Here is a 15,687-nt window from a genome sequence, read left to right on the forward strand (position 1 = left end):
TTTCATGTATCTGGAGTTATTCAAGCTGCAGGAACTGCCGTTCAGGCTCACGCCCGATCCGGCCTTCCTCTATCTGTCGAAACATCACGCCCGCGCCAAGGCGTACATGGAGTCGACCATCTGGTTCACGGATGGCTTCGTCGTCATCACGGGCGAAATCGGTTCGGGTAAAACCACGCTGATCGAGACCTTCCTGAAGGAACTCGAGAAGGACGTCGTCGTCGCCCAGATCAACCAGACACAGGTTTCTGCGATCGAATTCCTGCAGAGCGTGCTGGTGCAGTTCGGCTTTCAGCCCTTCAAGATGAAGAAGGCCGAGTTGCTGTCGACGCTCAACGATTTCCTCGTCGAACAATATGCCAGCGGCCGGCGCGTGCTGCTGATCGTCGATGAGGCGCAGAATCTCTCGAACAAGGTGCTCGAGGAAATCCGTCTGCTCTCCGGCATCGAAACGACCAAGGAAAAGGTCCTGCGCATCATCCTTGCCGGTCAGCCGGAACTGAACGACAAGCTGAATTCACAGGGCCTGGTACAGCTGGCGCAGCGCATCCGGCTGCGCTTCCATCTCACGCCGCTGTCCAGGAACGATACGGCCTCCTACATCCAGCATCGTCTGGAAGTGGCGGGCTCGCAGGGCCGCGAGATTTTTCAGCCCGACACCTTCGCCATGATTTATCGCTACACGGGCGGTATTCCGCGACTGGTTAACAGCCTGTGCGACACCTCGATGATGGCTGCCTTTGCCCAGGATCGCGACATCGTGTCGGTGGCGGATGTGGCCGCCGCTGTCGAAGAAATGCAATGGATCGAATACGCGGAACGCTCGGTCAAGCTGCAGGTGCTGGCGCCGCAGGGTTCTTCCTATGCTTCGCACGCCTCGGATGCCACCAGCGAACGTCGCCAGATTCTCGGCCGCATCCTGGTGGGCGTTAACGGCGCGACCATCGCCGAACGCGAACTGCCGGTGGGACGCTTCGTCATCGGCCGCACTTCCGACAACGATCTGCAGATCGACAGCAAGTTCATCAGCCGGCATCACGCACAGATCGTCACGACAGCGCAGAGCTGCGTAATCGAAGACCTGAACAGCACCAACGGCATCAACGTGCGCGCGAAGCGTGTGCGTCGCCGGATCCTCAACGACGGCGACGTGGTGCAGATCGGTCAGCACGAAATCATGTATTTCGATGAGCGCCTGTCGCGTACGCGAGTGCTGCCGAACGAAGGTGAAGACGACGCCGTGCCGATGCTGCGCAGCGCGGCGGCAGTCGATTCAGAAGATGACGACGAGGACGCTGAGGCCCACGGTCACTGACCCGCTTCGGTCAGTCGTCGAGAGACTTGCTGCTGTATTCGGCCTGGGTGGTGCGGTAGTCCTTGCGTCGCAGCCACAGCACGATGCCCGCCAGCAGGCTCAACGAGCCCAGCAGCAGCAGCACGCCCGGCAGCGTCTCAACGGTGATGACCCAGGCGGCGCCCAGCAGCACCAGCCCCAGCAGCATGTACAGGTAGGGAATCAGTTCGTAGAGCGGGCGTGAGATCCACATGGCTGGCACAAAGTCTTAAGGGAGGCGCCGCGTCATCCTAGCAGCGCACCACGAACCGGCGCCATCCGGATCAGGCTACTCCGTCGCCGTGCCGCCGACGGTCAATCCGTCGATCCGCAGCGTTGGCTGCCCCACCCCGACCGGCACGTCCTGCCCTTCCTTGCCGCACGTCCCGACGCCCTCGTCGAGCTTCAGATCATTGCCTACCATCGACACGCGCCGCAGCACGTCCGGACCATTGCCGATGAGCGTGGCGCCGCGCACCGGGCGAGTCAGTTTGCCGTCCTCGATCAGGTAGGCCTCGCTCGCCGAGAAAACGAATTTTCCCGACGTGATATCGACCTGGCCGCCGCCGAAGTTGTGGCAGTACAGACCTTTGCGCACCGAACCGATGATCTCCTGCGGATCGTGCTGGCCCGCCAGCATGTAGGTGTTGGTCATACGCGGCAGCGTCATGTGCGCGAACGACTCGCGCCGGCCGTTCCCCGTGGGCTTCACGCCCATCAGGCGCGCATTGAGCTTGTCCTGCAGGTAGCCGCGCAGCACGCCGTTCTCGATCAGGGTCGTGCACTGCGTCGGCGTGCCTTCGTCATCGATATTGAGCGAGCCGCGCCGGGAACCGAGCGTGCCGTCATCCACGACGGTGCATTGATCGGAGGCGACCTTCTCGCCGACCTTGCCGGAGAACGCCGAGGTGCCCTTGCGATTGAAGTCGCCCTCGAGTCCGTGGCCGATCGCCTCGTGCAGCAGGATGCCGGGCCAGCCGGGACCCAGCACGACAGTCATCGACCCGGCGGGAGCCGGCGTGGCTTCGAGATTGACCACGCCGCCACGTACGGCTTCGCGCACGAGATCTTTCCAGCGATCCTTCTCGAGAAACCGCTTGAAGCCGTAGCGCCCACCCGTACCGGCGTAGCCCTGCTCGCGACGTCCGTTCTGTTCGACGATGACGGAAACGTTCATGCGCACCAGCGGGCGCACATCCGCAGCAACAGTGCCGTCGCTGGCCATCACCAGCACGACCTCGTGCGATCCGGACAGGCTGGCCATGACCTGCTTGACCCGCGGATCGATACGACGCGCTTCGATGTCGATCTGCTCGAGCAGACTCACTTTCTCCGGATCGGTCAGCCCGTCGATCGGATCTTCGGGCAGATAAAGATTGTGGCCGGCCGTCGGTTGCCAGGCCTTGAGGCTGGTATTCGAGCCGCTGCGCGCGATGGCTCGCGCCGCATGCGATGCCTCGGTGAGCGCCGGCAGGAGGATCTCATCCGAATACGCGAAACCGGTTTTTTCGCCAGCCAGCGCGCGCACACCCACACCCTGCTCGATGCTGTGAGCGCCGTCTTTGACGATCCCGTCCTCGAGGGACCAGGACTCGTCGCGACTCAACTGGAAGTACAGATCCGCGTAATCGACGTTGTATCCCATGACGCTGCCCAGCACGGACGCGATGCGCTGGTCATCCAGGCCCGAGGGAGCAAGGATTGCCTGCCGCGCCAGATCGAGCGGCTGGATGGCGCCCGCAGGCTGCGGCAATTCGAGGTGCAGGTTGCTCGGCGCGACGGGGGACACATTGGACATGGGGTATCGAACTCGACTTCCGCAGGGAAAAAAGAATGTGCAGGTCGAAGCCTACAAACCGCCGATCGCAAAACGGCGATGGTTGAGCGCCGGAAAACGACCGCGCAGTTCCTGTAGCACAGTATGGTCGATTTCGGCGATTGCCAGCCCTGGGCCCGGTGCCCCCACCCGCGCGAGCACATGGCCCCACGGGTCGACGATCATGGAATCGCCGTAGGTTTCCCGTCCGTTGGCGTGCAGTCCGCCCTGGGCCGCGGCCAGCACATAACTGAGATTCTCCACCGCCCGTGCGCGCAGCAACACTTCCCAGTGTGCCTTGCCCGTGGGCGCCGTGAATGCCGATGGCAAGGTGAGCACCTCGGCTCCTTGCGACTGCATCACGCGAAACAGCTCGGGAAAGCGCACGTCGTAGCACACGGCCAGCCCCACGTGTCCGATCGGCGTCGGCACCACTGTCGGCGACTGGCCCGCGGCAATGGTCGCCGATTCGCGATAGCGCTCGTCCCTTCCGGGAATATCGACATCGAACAGGTGGATCTTGTCGTAGCGCGCCACGCAGCGACCCTCGTCGTCGAACAACAGTGACGCGGCGGCGACTTTGCCCGGCTGCTCCGGCACACGAATCGGCACCGTGCCGCCAAGAATCCACATATGCAATTCACGGGCGGTGTGCGCGAGAAATGCCTGGATCGGGCCTTCGCCGAAGGCCTCGGCCGCCTCGACCTTGTCGGTTTCCTTGCGACCCATGATCGCGAAATTCTCGGGCAGCACCGCGAAGACGGCGCCCGCGCTTCGCGCCTGTTCCAGGAGCGTGCGAGCGCCCACGAGATTGGCGGCGACATCCGGACCTGAGGTGAGTTGTATGACGGCTGCGACTGGCATGGGAGATTTCCTGCGCGCTACATCGATGCGCCTTCACGAGCGCTGTTGGCTGCTTCCTTGCCCTGGGCCGCATCGACGCGCTCGACGACCGGATTGTCCCATGGACCGGTGATCCGGTAATAACCGCGGGTCATGCCCTTGAGCGGCTCCTTGAAGACCTGAGAGAAGAGCAGCAATGCCGCCCCCACTGCGGGGCCACCCGCCAAGGCGCCCGCTACCGGCAATGACGCGCCGAGATTGCCGGTGACGACCGCGGTCTGATCGTAATCGTGTATCCCCAGTCCCGTACGTCCCGCAATACCGATCTCCACCGCGGGTCCGCTCAACAACAGGTTGTTCGTATACGCATTGCCGTCACGCAATTCGAAATCGCCATGCACCTTGTCGAAGCTCAGCCCCTCGCCCGTCAGATCGCTGAAATCCAGCGACAGGCGGCGCGGCAACGCAGCGACACTGAATAGGCCCAGCATGCGCCCGGCACCGGGTTGCACGCTCAGGAGCTGTCCGTCCTCCGCCGCGACAGTGACGGTGCCCGAGGCGCGACCCGGGAAGTCGCTGTCGAATCCACCGGGCCATGACAACTGCGCCGTGATCTCGCCGTGTCTGGCTTCCACCACCGGCGTGTAGTTGAGCGCACGCAGCGTTGCACCTACATCCGTGCTGACAACGCTGGCGCTCATCTGCGACCGTTCACCATCGGGCGTCACCAGCCATTGGGCCTGCACCTCCCCGCGCAACGCGGCCTGCACGATCGTCAGCGAATCGACGCGGATGCCCATCGGCACGCGCGATGCCTGCAGATCGATCGAGCCGATCGAGTGATCCTCGTAACGAAAGTCCTGCACAAAGGCGCGCAGGTTCGGCCAGCTGCGTGGATCCCGTCCGCCGGACGGTGTGCTCTGCTTGTTCTCCCGTGAGATCACCAGGTGATCGAGTCGCGCCGTCAGTGGCTGCGAACCGGTGAACTCCTCCGGAATCGTGAGCTCACCCGCCGCGTTCGGACCGCTCACAGCGATCTTCCACGCATCATTGCCCGCCTGCAGCATTCCGCGCACTTCTGGAAACTGATAACCGAACAACTGCAGCGTGCCGACCTTCAGATTGGCCGCACGCAGAATGTCGGAAACCCGCGTCTTGCCCGGTGTGTCACCGCGCACTGCGAACCAATCATCCAGCACGAGGCGATCCAGTGATCCCTCGATGCGCAGCCCCGGATGCGGCGGCAATGCGGCGGCGATATCGTCAGCGCGAACGCCCCCGCGATCGAACTGCCAGCCGCCTGCGTACTTCGACAGTCGCAGCAGCGCTCGCACCGGCCCTAGCGACGATCGCAGCAGCAGTTCGTCATCGCCGTCGAATTCGATCTCTGCCCGCAGCGCTCGCGACTCGGCCTCACTCTTGCCGACGGGATAGGGCAACGCGATGCCGAAGCCGCTCAGGTCGCTGTCGAGGACGAATTTCCGCGGCTGCTGCCGCCGGGGCTCATCGCCCGTCTGGGCGATCAACTGCGTCGACAGACGCCAGTCCGCAGCGCCACTCACCTTCACGCTCGAGGGCAATTTCAGCGCCGCCGTCAGCTGCTCGGCGCTGGCACGCCCCGTCGCCGTCAGCTGCGCGGTCTGCGTCCTGGCGGCAACCGGCTCGATCGACACCTGCAGCGGGCCGTTCAGCCAGGTGCCTTGCAGGTCGGCGGACTCCGGCAGCGCCTGCCTGACAGTGAGAACCCCGCGCAACGACGTGATCGGCGCGGCCAGCAGATCCGATTCCACCGTGGCATCGCTGACGCGGGTCTTGACCAGAATGCGGCGATTGGCGATGCGTTTGAGCGGCAGATGCAGACTGACATCGCCATGCACCGCACCGCTACCGCGCAAGCCATTGAACTGTTCACCGAGCGCTTCGCGCAGCGGGCTGTGCTGCAGCAGCGCCAGCGCATGGCCCAGCTCACCGTCAGCCTGGGCAGCGACGACGAGCACGCCCTTCTTGAAGTCGGCAAAGGTCGCGTTGATCTGCGATATGCGCAGACCACCGACGTCCGCCGTGCCGGTGAGAACTTTCATGCCCTCGTTGCGAAACTCGAAATGACTGCCCAGCTCGCGCGCCGGCTGCCAGCCGGACTGGTAGTTGAGAACACCGCCTTCGATTCGTCCGCGCGCCAGGAATTCACCTTCGCCGTTGCGAAACGGCACGGCGCGCGTCGGCCCCTTGAACGACACATGAGCGTCGCGAACGCGCCCATCCACAAACGCCTGGTCCAGCCAGGCGAGCGCCTTCGGCGAGAGCTTGTTGGCTGGCAGGTATTTCGCAGTGGAGGCCACCCGCAGATCGTCGCCGGTCGCTTCAAGGTCCAGAACCAGCGACGACTTGTCCTGCGGCACCGTCACCGCGATCCTGCCCTGCGCGTTGCCATCGTCGGTGACGACGCGCAGCTCATCGCTGGCGATGCGCCACCCTTCCGGGATCCGCTGCCATCGCACATCGCCTTGCGCCGACTGCGCCGCGAGCGGCGTGCGGAACATGCGCGGCAATTCAAATCCCAGTTGGCGTGAATCGAGATGCGCCGTGCCGTTACCTTCATCGCCTTCGATGTGCGCAGTCACGCCGCTGATTCCGGGCATCCGGCGCACCGGCCGCACCCCGACATCCGTCAGATCGGCCTTCACCTCATAGGCGAGTGACGCGTCGCGCTGCGTTGTTGCGACAGTCAGTGCCAGATTCGTGATCGTTCCGCGCGCCTGCAGCGCGCGCAGATGCGCCGATGCTTCGCTTTCCGGTAAGTAGGCGAGCAATGGCCAGAGGTTTTCGAGCACGAGCCGGTCTGCGTTCACGGCGATGCTCATCGCACCCACGTCGGTCTGCGACCATTTCGCCACGATTTTCTGCGCCTGCCATGGCGCACTCTTGCGGGAAATATCCAGGTCGGTGACGGAGGCTTCCCAGGTATCGGCGTGACGCGCAGCGGCAAAGTTCATCGCCAACCGGTCGAAAGCCACGAGTGACGGCGCCGCTGGCAACTTCACGCCCGTGGTGTCAGCAGACTGCTCTCCGGTCTTGTCGTCCGGCGTCGCGTCATCGCCGGCGTCACATGCGGATGCCTCGCACTCTGCATCGTGATCGTCCAGCGGTTGCAGCGGATCCGGACCCGGCAGAGGAATGATCCATTCGGGTGCCGTGGCACTGACATGGGCCAGATCCACCCTGGCCGTCACCGCGTCGGCGTGCGCGCCACGAAAAGAAACCGACATGTCGATCGACCCATGGCCGGTCTCGGGCGCCAGCCATTGATTCGGCATCACGTCGGCCCAACCCGCCAGATCCAGTCCTTCGCCATGCACTGCGAAGCTCGATGCCAGCGACTCGACGCTCCCCAGATCACCGGCCACGCGCGCCGAGAATTCGAGCGACTCGCCGAGCGTGCGCGGTAACGACGCGCTGCCTTCCAGTTCGAGGAGCGCTCTCTGTCGCGACAACGTGAAACTGATCCCTGACAAGGACCAGGGTCCGCGACCCGTGATCTCGTCGCGGAAACTCACCACCGCATTGCGCACCCGGAACTGCCCCACCGGCAGCGATTCCACGGCGATGGTCTTCGTGCCCTGCCCCTCATTGAGCGAGCTCTGTCCGAGCAATCGCACGCGCCCATCGAGCGTGCGGATCAACGCGATCTCCGGCGAGTCGAGTGTGAAGCGACCTGCCGTGAGCCGACGCTCGCTCATCGACGTCCACAGATCGAATCCCACGCTGCCGCGCCGCGCCGTGGCCAGCACGCGCGTGCGGTCGGCAGTGCGCACAGTCGCGTCGTAGAACACCAGTTCCGGACCGTATCGGCGTAACCGCGCACCGATCCGGCTGAACTCGATGACGAACCCCGTCTTGTCGTTCACCCATTGCTGCAGTTGCACCCGGTACTCAGGCACTCGGCTGACCGCGATCTGGAAAGCCCCCATCAGCAAACCCAGCAGCACGATGACTACCGCGAGGGTGATCAGGCTGTATTTGAGCGGCTTGGAGCGCGAGAAGAGGGACATGGGAGGCTGGCCAACTGGCTAACTGGCTAACTGGCTAACTGGCCAGAGCCCAGCGGAATTGGGTCACGAACTGCGTCATCCTCATTTTCCTCTGGCCACCAGACCAGTTGGCCGGTTGGCCAGTCGGCCTCCTCATCTCACATCAACACCACGTCGTACTGATCCTGCTGATACAGCGCTTCGGTCTGCAGCCGGATCGGCTTGCCCGTGTGCACTTCGAGTTCCGCCAGTGCAGCGGACTCCTCGTCCAGCAGGCGCTCGATGACGTCCTGGTGCGCCAGCACCATCAATTCCTGGAACTGGAACTGCCGTGATTGGCGCAGGATTTCCCTGAAAATCTCGTAACAAACGGTTTCCGTTGTCTTGACGAAACCGCGACCTTCACAGGTCGGACACGAGCTGCACAGCATATGTTCCAGGCTTTCGCGGGTTCGCTTGCGCGTCATCTCCACGAGACCCAGCGGCGACACCGAGGAGATGTGATTGCGCGCGTGATCACCGATCAGCGCCTTGCCGAGCGCCTGCAGCACCTGGTGGCGGTGTTCCTCCTCCTCCATGTCGATGAAGTCGACGATGATGATGCCGCCCAGATTGCGCAGTCGCAGCTGGCGGGCGATCGCCACCGCCGCTTCGAGATTGGTGCGGAAGATCGTTTCCTCGAGCGTGCGATGGCCGACGTAGGCGCCTGTGTTGACGTCGATGGTCGTCATCGCCTCGGTCTGATCGAACATCAGGTAGCCGCCCGATTTCAGCGGCACCTTGCGCTCCAGAGATTTCTGGATTTCCTCTTCGATGCCGTAGAGATCGAAGATGGGTCGATCGCCGTCATACAGCTCGATCCGGTCGGTCATTTCCGGCATGAACGTGCCGGCGAACTCCTTCATCCGCTGGAAGGTCTCTTCGTGATCGACACTGACCTTGTCGACGCCGCTGGACACCACATCGCGCAGCACGCGCACGGCAAGCGGCAGATCCTCGTTGACCAGATTTCCCGGGCGCGTTCGCGCGGCCTTCTCACACAGCACTTTCCAGAGCTTCTGCAGGAACAGCATGTCCGCGCGCAACGCATCGGGGCTGGCGCCTTCGGCCGCTGTGCGCACGATGTAGCCCCCCGATTCCTCGGCCTGCAGGAACAGGTTGGCGGCTTCGCGCAGACGATGGCGCTCGGCTTCGTCCTCGATGCGCGCGGAAATCCCGATGCCCTTGCCCTTCGGCATGTACACCAGGTATCGCGACGGAATGGTGATGAATGTAGTGAGCCGCGCGCCCTTGGTGCCGAGCGGATCCTTCAGCACCTGCACCAGGATTTCGCTGCCCTCGGTGACGAGTGACTGGATCTCCTGGCTGTTGGTGCTGGTAACGGGCTGGTCCGGCTGACCGTTCTCACCCACGGCCGGATGCACGATGTCCGACGCATGCAGAAAGGCGGTGCGCTCCAGACCGATATCGATGAAGGCCGCCTGCATTCCCGGCAGGACGCGCGACACACGACCTTTGTAGATATTGCTGATGAGACCGCGACGGTTGGCGCGCTCGAGGAAGATCTCCTGCAGCACGCCCTCCTCCACCAGTGCGGCGCGCGCTTCACGCGGACTCACGTTGATCAGGATTTCCGCCGTCATGCCGACACCCCGACCTGCACGGCCGCCTTACCGATCGACCATCCCGCCATGCGCAGCAGTTCTCCTGTCTCGAACAAAGGCAGCCCGACGATTCCGGAGTAGCTGCCGTCGATGCGTTCAATGAACAGCGCGGCCAACCCCTGGATGCCGTACGCCCCCGCCTTGTCGCCGGGCTCGCCCGACTCCCAGTAAGCCGCAATCTCCTCTTCGCGCAGCGCCCGCATGCTCACGTCGCTCACGCTGACGCGGCAATCGCAGCCCTGCGGGTGGCGTACTGCCACCGCTGTATAGACCTGATGAGTGCGCGCGGACAGGCGGCGCAGGATGCGCATTGCATCGTCACGATCGCGCGGCTTGCCCAGCACATCGTTGCCCAGCGCGACAGTGGTGTCAGAGCCGAGCACGGGCGCCCGCTCCTGCACATCAAGTTGTGACCACAGGGCTTCCGCCTTGGCTATGGCCAGACGACGTACGTAATCGAGCGGCAGTTCGCCGGGACGCTGGGATTCGTCGATGTCGACCGGGCGCACCGTATGGGCGACCCCGATCTGACTCAGTAACGCGCTCCGCCGCGGCGATGCGGAGGCCAGCCAGATCAAGGAGTTGGAAGAATTTGTCATCCGTCGAAGGATACAGGCCTGCGCCGCCCGAATGCATTGAACCACACGGAAATTTTCCCGCGGCGCGAGTTAATAGGCACTGAATCGATCAGTCGGCGGAAAACTCCTGGTGCTGCGCAAACAGGTCGGCGTCGGCCTGACTGAAAAACACCAGCAGGACGGTGCGCAGGGAGCGCATCTCCGGCAGTGTGGCCGCGAGGGTCCGGGAAACGACCTGCGCGGCAGCGATTTTCGGATAGCCATAGACGCCAGTCGAAATCGCCGGAAAGGCGATGGTGCGCAGATCCGAGGCGTCGGCCAGCACCAGCGATTTGCGATAGCACGCAGCCAGCAGTTCCGGCCGATCGCGTCCCCAGATCGGGCCCACGGTATGGATGACGAATTGCGAGGGCAGCTTACCGGCCGTGGTCATTACGACTTCCCCGGACGGCAGGCCGTGCGGATAGCGGGTACGACGGATTTCGCGGCACGCGTCCAGGATGGCGCCGCCGCCCGCCCGATGGATGGCACCATCGACGCCACCGCCGCCCAGCAAGGCCGAGTTCGCAGCGTTGACGATCACATCGACTGCCAGCGCGGTGATGTCGCCGGTCTGCACGATCACGCGTCCATCGAGATATTCGCGCTGCATGTCCATGGCTCGTTCAGTCGATTTCGCCGCGCGCCCAGCGCCGCGCTTTCTCGGGATGGTCGAACACCTGCATCTCGATGACGTCGCGCACCTGGTCGCTGATCAGGATGATGACGTGGAGCATCGCAGCGAGAGCGCCGGGCTGGACGACCATGGCCCACCGGCGCTTGTGCACCCCAGCAATATGCACGATGAAATCGCGATAACGCTGCGTTTCAGAATAGTCCCAGTGACCATGGGATTCGCGCAGATCGCACACCGAACTCATGCCGTCGCGAAAGGCCGGATCCCGGCGACTGCGCTGGACCATCTCGATCAGCCCGTCGACCGTGACCTCACCACGCACATGGATGTACAGAAGATCATCCGCTTCGTGAAGCGAAAAACCCGACTCCATGTGCCTCATGTCCTGCCGATGCGGCATGCCATTTATCCAGAGCCCTATCATAGCGGCCCCGCACGGGGGACCATGCCAACGCGGTGTGGGGAAATTCCTGAAAATAAGCGACCTGAGAGCATCCGCGAGCTGCATATTCGTGACGCACTGCCCTTGCCGGCCGACAGAGCGCTGCGTAGCGTGTGCGGACAGAGGACAACGACAAACGACTGGGCAGCGAGCGTCATTGATCGATGCGCGAATCTGATAATCCGGGGGGGTCGGGACGCAGGCGGACGCTTCCCATGTTTCCGGTCATTCCGGGCTATCGCTTTCTGCAGACGATCGCGCGTTCGATCAAGTCCGAAATCCACGTTGCGTACTCCGAAGAGCTCGGCCACAACGTCGCGATCAAGGTGTTGCGCACCGGTCCCCTATCGAGCGCCGAGGCCGGCGAAGAGGAACGCTTCGAACGCGAGCGCGAACTGCTGACGCGTATCAAGCATCCGGCCATCGTCGACATCTACGACTGGGGCCACGGCGAAGATTTTCGCTATATCGTCACCGAGTACTTCGCGAGCGGCAGCCTGGAGCTGCGTATCCGCAACCTGATGACGGTCCGCGACAGCGTCGATATTTTTCTGCAGATCGCCGGCGCACTGGTCGCGGTGCATGCCGCGGGCCTGTGCCATCGCGACCTGAAACCTGCCAACGTGATGATGCGTCCGGACGGCCGCATCGTGCTCATCGACTTCGGCCTGGCCAAGCATATGGAGACCAGCAAGCAACTCACCAGTGCGGGCGAAGTGCGCGGCTCGCCTTACTACATCAGCCCCGAACAGGCCGAAGGCGCGCCCGTCGATCAACGCTGCGACCTCTACAGCCTCGGCGTGATCTTCTTCGAGATGCTGACCGGCACCCGCCCGTTCCGCGGCAACACCATCATCGCCATCATCCAGGCCCATCGCAACGAACCCATCCCCGTCCTGCCGGCCGAGCTGAGCCGCTTTCAGCGCCTGATCGATGGCCTGCTGGCGAAAAATCCGGCAGAACGATTCCCGAACATCGAAACGTCGGTGGCGGAGCTGGCGAGGATGAAAGTTTGAGGGCCGCAGCGGAGCTGCAGCTGGCCAACTGACTTGCCGGCTAACTGGCTAACGGGCCAGATGGGGATCTGCCTCTCCGCTCCGGCCGGCTGGCCAGTTAGCCGGTTAGCCGCTCAACCCTCCACGCTACGCGCGATGATACGGATGCCCCTTAACGATACTCACTCCCCGATACAGCGCCTCCGCGACCATCACCCTCGCCAGTGCGTGCGGCAACGTCAGTGACGACAGCGACCAGCGCAGGTCCGCTTTTGCGTCGAGATCGGGAGCGATGCCATCGGGACCGCCAATCAGAAAGGCGACGTCGCGACCGTCGCGGGCGCGGGCTTCAAGGAATTTCGCGAGTTGCTCGCTGGTCATGGATTTTCCGGTGACCTGCAGCGCCACGATGAATGCGCGCGCCGGAATCGCCGCCTGCATGCGCTCGCCTTCCTTCGCGATCGCTTGCTGCGGACTGCCGCTGCTGCGCTGGCCGAGCGGAATTTCCTTGAGCTCGAGCCGATAGTCCGCCGTGAGACGTCCTGCGTAGTCGGCGTACGCCTCGTTCACCCAGTTGGGCATGCGGGTGCCGGCGGCAATGAGGCGAAGGAGCATGGAAGACAGAGATGACAAAAGTGACGAGAGTGACGAGGGTCGGAGCGTCGGGCTCAACCCTCGTCACTGCGTGACCTTCGTTACTCTCCTACCGCCGCATCGCGGCGCGCGGCACTCACATCCCAGAGATTTTCCAGGCGATAGAGGTCGCGGACGCGCGGCAACATGACGTGCACGATCGCATCCTGCAGATCCACCAGCACCCACTCGCCGTCGCGCTGACCTTCGACACCCATCGGACGGAAGCCGGCCTTCTTGGCCTGCTCGACGACCTTGTCGGCGATCGACCGCACGTGACGGTCCGAGTTGCCGGATGCGATGACCAGCGTGTCGGCGATGTCGGTGAGCTTGCGGACATCCAGAACCGTCACCTGCACGGCCTTCATGTCATCGAGTGCCAGTCCGATCACCTTCAGGAGATCACTCGCCGGCGCCGCCACGGGCTTCGACCGTACCGGTGCGACGACCTTCTTCGCTGCGGGTGCCGGTGCGACAAATTTCTTCGTCGCGGGTTTCCGTGCGACGAACTTCTTCGCTGCGGGCTTCGGTGCGACGAACTTCTTCGCGACCCGTTTCGCTGCGGCGACCCTTCTCACAGGCGGTTTCACGGCGGCGACTTTTCTCGCTGCCGATTTCGCGACTGCGGGCTTCGCCACGCGCGCTGGAGCCTTCTTCTTGACGGGGGCTTTTGCTGTGACGGCTGCGCGCCGGGCGGCCGGCTTGCGTGCCTTGGTGGAAGAACCAGAACGTCTTGAAGTGCTTGAGCGCTTTACAGTCATGCTCCCCTCTTGGGTCGGTAACACCCGGATTGTGCAATGATCGCCCGCACTGCGTCGGGCATCAGGAAGCGGGGATCACGCCCCGCGGCTATCGACTTGCGGACTTCAGTCGACGAGATTTCGAGCTGCGTGACCGCATGAATGTAGATGCAACCGGCCAGCGACTCGTGCAGATCGTTGATGCGACCGGTGCCGCGATCGACGAGCAGTTCGCCGAGCGGCCCCATGCTTGGAGCGCGCCAGCCGGGGCGATGCGCCACGACCAAGTGCGTCAGATCCAGCAGTTCGCGCCATTGATGCCACTTCGGCAGACCCAGGAACGCATCCATGCCGACGATCAGGCAGAGCGCGCGGTCGGGAAAATCCGCCCGCAACGTTCGCATGGTGTCGACGGAGTATGACAAGCCTTCGCGACGGATTTCGCGATCGTCGACGACGAATCCCGGCTGCCCCTCGGTCGCGGCGCACACCATTGCCAGCCGTTCTTCCGCGCCGGCGACGGTGCCCTCGCGATGCGGCGGGTTACCCGCCGGCATGAAACGCATTTCAGTCAGGCGCAGCGCCTGCAGCAATTCAAACGCGGTGCGCAGATGCCCGAAATGAATCGGGTCGAATGTGCCACCGAAGATACCGATCGGATTCATGCGGCCCTCGCGCGTGCCAGCCGCACTCCGCAGAATCGTGCAACCAGACCTTCCATCTCCACCCACGGATCGATTCGCAGCACACCCTTGATCGCGCGATCCACGCGCGCCGCATCGAGCAGCAAGCCACGCAGTGCGCCGGGCTTGAGTCGGGCGAGTGCCTGCTTCATCGCCGCCTGTCGCGGCCGCCAGACATAGACGGCATTCATGGCCACATCGGCGCTCTGACCCTGTTTCATCAGATGCTGCACCTGGGCAATCCACTGCAGGTCCTTGTTGACTGCCCACAGCACCAGGACGATTTCGACGTCCTCGCCCCGCAGACCTTCGAGAACCCGCAGCGCGCGTGACGTCTGTCCGCGCATTGCGGCTTCACCGACCTGCAGGACATCGAATCGCGCACTGTCGGCGACAGCGTCGATCACGGTCTCGGCCGTAACCGGACCGGGCGGCAGCAACAGCGCCAGCTTCTCCACTTCCTGATGCGCCGCCAGCAGATTACCCTCGACCCGTTCGGCGAGCAGGCCCGCAGCTTCGGCATCGGCCTTCAGTCCGTGCCTGCCGAGCCGCTCGCGAATCCATCCGGGCAGGCGCGCCAGATCGATCGGCCAGATCTGAGTCACGACACCGCGCTTGTCGATGGCGCTGACCCACTTGGAGTTCTGCACTCGTCCATCCATTTTGCCGGTGATCACTAACACCACATTGTCGGCCGACGGCTGCTCGGCCAGCTCGATGATGGCGTTTGCTCCCTGATCGCCCGGTGTCGGATTGGTCATGCGGATCTCGACGATCTTGCGCTGAGCGAACAGCGACAACGCACGACTCTCGGCGATCAGCGCGTCCCAGTCGAAACCACGCTCGACCACGTGCAGATCGCGCTCTGTGAAGCCATCGGCGCGAGCACGGGCACGGAACGCGTCCGCCGCTTCATTGACCAGGAGCGGGTCGTCTCCCGACACGAGGTAGATAGGCGCCAAACCGCGCGACAGCGAGGACGCGAGGTTATCGCCAGTAATTTTCACTGCAGGTGACCAATGCGACGATCGGATGAATTTGACAATGATTGCCGTTCCGCGGGCAGGGAACGTTGCTGGAAGGCATGAACGGCAGTCGGATCGTCTGCACTCTCAGGCGGGGATAGCTTAGGAGCCACTGCGGCCGATTATGGCCCAACCACCCCGGCGACGGAAGCGATCCACCGGAAAAGAGGTCTCACACAGAGATCACAGAGAACACAGAGCCGCAAAAATAGCACCGAAGAACGTTCTGAC

General features: G+C 63.5%; 14 protein-coding genes. 2 read left to right on the plus strand and 12 right to left on the minus strand.

Features of this window, described 5'->3' with window-relative positions:
• Positions 1 to 4 precede the first annotated feature (4 nt).
• On the plus strand, positions 5 to 1,315 hold the full coding sequence (locus VIZ63_RS24335; RefSeq protein ID WP_331612420.1) for an AAA family ATPase: 1,311 nt from the start codon (positions 5 to 7) through the stop codon (positions 1,313 to 1,315).
• A gap of 10 nt (positions 1,316 to 1,325) precedes the next feature.
• On the opposite strand, the gene VIZ63_RS24340 is transcribed toward VIZ63_RS24335, so the two are convergent.
• The 8 genes from VIZ63_RS24340 to VIZ63_RS24375 all read right to left on the minus strand — a co-directional run bounded on the left by VIZ63_RS24340 (position 1,326) and on the right by VIZ63_RS24375 (position 11,338).
• A complete protein-coding gene (locus VIZ63_RS24340) occupies positions 1,326 to 1,547 on the minus strand; it encodes a hypothetical protein (RefSeq protein ID WP_331612421.1) in 222 nt (73 codons plus the stop codon).
• Positions 1,548 to 1,622: 75 nt separating this feature from the next.
• The gene (gene tldD, locus VIZ63_RS24345; RefSeq protein ID WP_331612422.1) at positions 1,623 to 3,131 is read right to left on the minus strand and encodes a metalloprotease TldD; all 1,509 of its coding nucleotides are present in this window, start codon (positions 3,129 to 3,131) and stop codon (positions 1,623 to 1,625) included.
• A gap of 51 nt (positions 3,132 to 3,182) precedes the next feature.
• On the minus strand, positions 3,183 to 4,013 hold the full coding sequence (locus VIZ63_RS24350) for a carbon-nitrogen hydrolase family protein (protein ID WP_331612424.1): 831 nt from the start codon (positions 4,011 to 4,013) through the stop codon (positions 3,183 to 3,185).
• Positions 4,014 to 4,030: 17 nt separating this feature from the next.
• Positions 4,031 to 8,041, minus strand: coding sequence for a YhdP family protein (locus tag VIZ63_RS24355; protein WP_331612425.1), 4,011 nt, complete (start codon positions 8,039 to 8,041; stop codon positions 4,031 to 4,033).
• Positions 8,042 to 8,178: 137 nt separating this feature from the next.
• The gene (gene rng, locus VIZ63_RS24360; RefSeq protein ID WP_331612426.1) at positions 8,179 to 9,663 is read right to left on the minus strand and encodes a ribonuclease G; all 1,485 of its coding nucleotides are present in this window, start codon (positions 9,661 to 9,663) and stop codon (positions 8,179 to 8,181) included.
• Positions 9,660 to 10,283: a Maf family protein gene (locus tag VIZ63_RS24365; protein ID WP_331612427.1), complete on the minus strand. Its 624-nt coding sequence runs from the start codon at positions 10,281 to 10,283 to the stop codon at positions 9,660 to 9,662. The genes rng and VIZ63_RS24365 overlap by 4 nt, the downstream gene beginning before the upstream one ends.
• A gap of 88 nt (positions 10,284 to 10,371) precedes the next feature.
• Positions 10,372 to 10,914 carry an O-acetyl-ADP-ribose deacetylase gene (locus tag VIZ63_RS24370; protein ID WP_414703837.1) on the minus strand — a complete coding sequence of 181 codons (543 nt, stop codon included), beginning with the start codon at positions 10,912 to 10,914 and terminating at the stop codon, positions 10,372 to 10,374.
• Positions 10,915 to 10,927: 13 nt separating this feature from the next.
• Positions 10,928 to 11,338: a hypothetical protein gene (locus VIZ63_RS24375; RefSeq protein WP_331612430.1), complete on the minus strand. Its 411-nt coding sequence runs from the start codon at positions 11,336 to 11,338 to the stop codon at positions 10,928 to 10,930.
• A 257-nt stretch (positions 11,339 to 11,595) separates the two neighbouring features.
• Between VIZ63_RS24375 and VIZ63_RS24380 the strand changes: the two genes are divergently transcribed.
• Positions 11,596 to 12,396: a serine/threonine-protein kinase gene (locus tag VIZ63_RS24380; protein ID WP_331612431.1), complete on the plus strand. Its 801-nt coding sequence runs from the start codon at positions 11,596 to 11,598 to the stop codon at positions 12,394 to 12,396.
• A gap of 126 nt (positions 12,397 to 12,522) precedes the next feature.
• Here VIZ63_RS24380 and rlmH read toward each other — a convergent pair whose 3' ends face one another.
• From rlmH to holA, 4 genes are all read right to left on the minus strand, one after another.
• Positions 12,523 to 12,990 carry a 23S rRNA (pseudouridine(1915)-N(3))-methyltransferase RlmH gene (gene rlmH / locus VIZ63_RS24385; RefSeq protein WP_331612432.1) on the minus strand — a complete coding sequence of 156 codons (468 nt, stop codon included), beginning with the start codon at positions 12,988 to 12,990 and terminating at the stop codon, positions 12,523 to 12,525.
• A gap of 80 nt (positions 12,991 to 13,070) precedes the next feature.
• Positions 13,071 to 13,598, minus strand: a complete 528-nt coding sequence (gene rsfS / locus VIZ63_RS24390) for a ribosome silencing factor (protein ID WP_331612433.1) — start codon at positions 13,596 to 13,598, stop codon at positions 13,071 to 13,073.
• Between the two features lie 167 nt (positions 13,599 to 13,765).
• The gene (nadD, locus tag VIZ63_RS24395; protein WP_331612435.1) at positions 13,766 to 14,413 is read right to left on the minus strand and encodes a nicotinate-nucleotide adenylyltransferase; all 648 of its coding nucleotides are present in this window, start codon (positions 14,411 to 14,413) and stop codon (positions 13,766 to 13,768) included.
• Positions 14,410 to 15,438: a DNA polymerase III subunit delta gene (gene holA / locus VIZ63_RS24400; protein WP_331612436.1), complete on the minus strand. Its 1,029-nt coding sequence runs from the start codon at positions 15,436 to 15,438 to the stop codon at positions 14,410 to 14,412. The genes nadD and holA overlap by 4 nt, the downstream gene beginning before the upstream one ends.
• Positions 15,439 to 15,687 lie beyond the last annotated feature (249 nt).

Origin of the sequence: Povalibacter sp. (genome assembly GCF_036520495.1) — a bacterium.
GTDB lineage: Bacteria > Pseudomonadota > Gammaproteobacteria > Steroidobacterales > Steroidobacteraceae > Steroidobacter.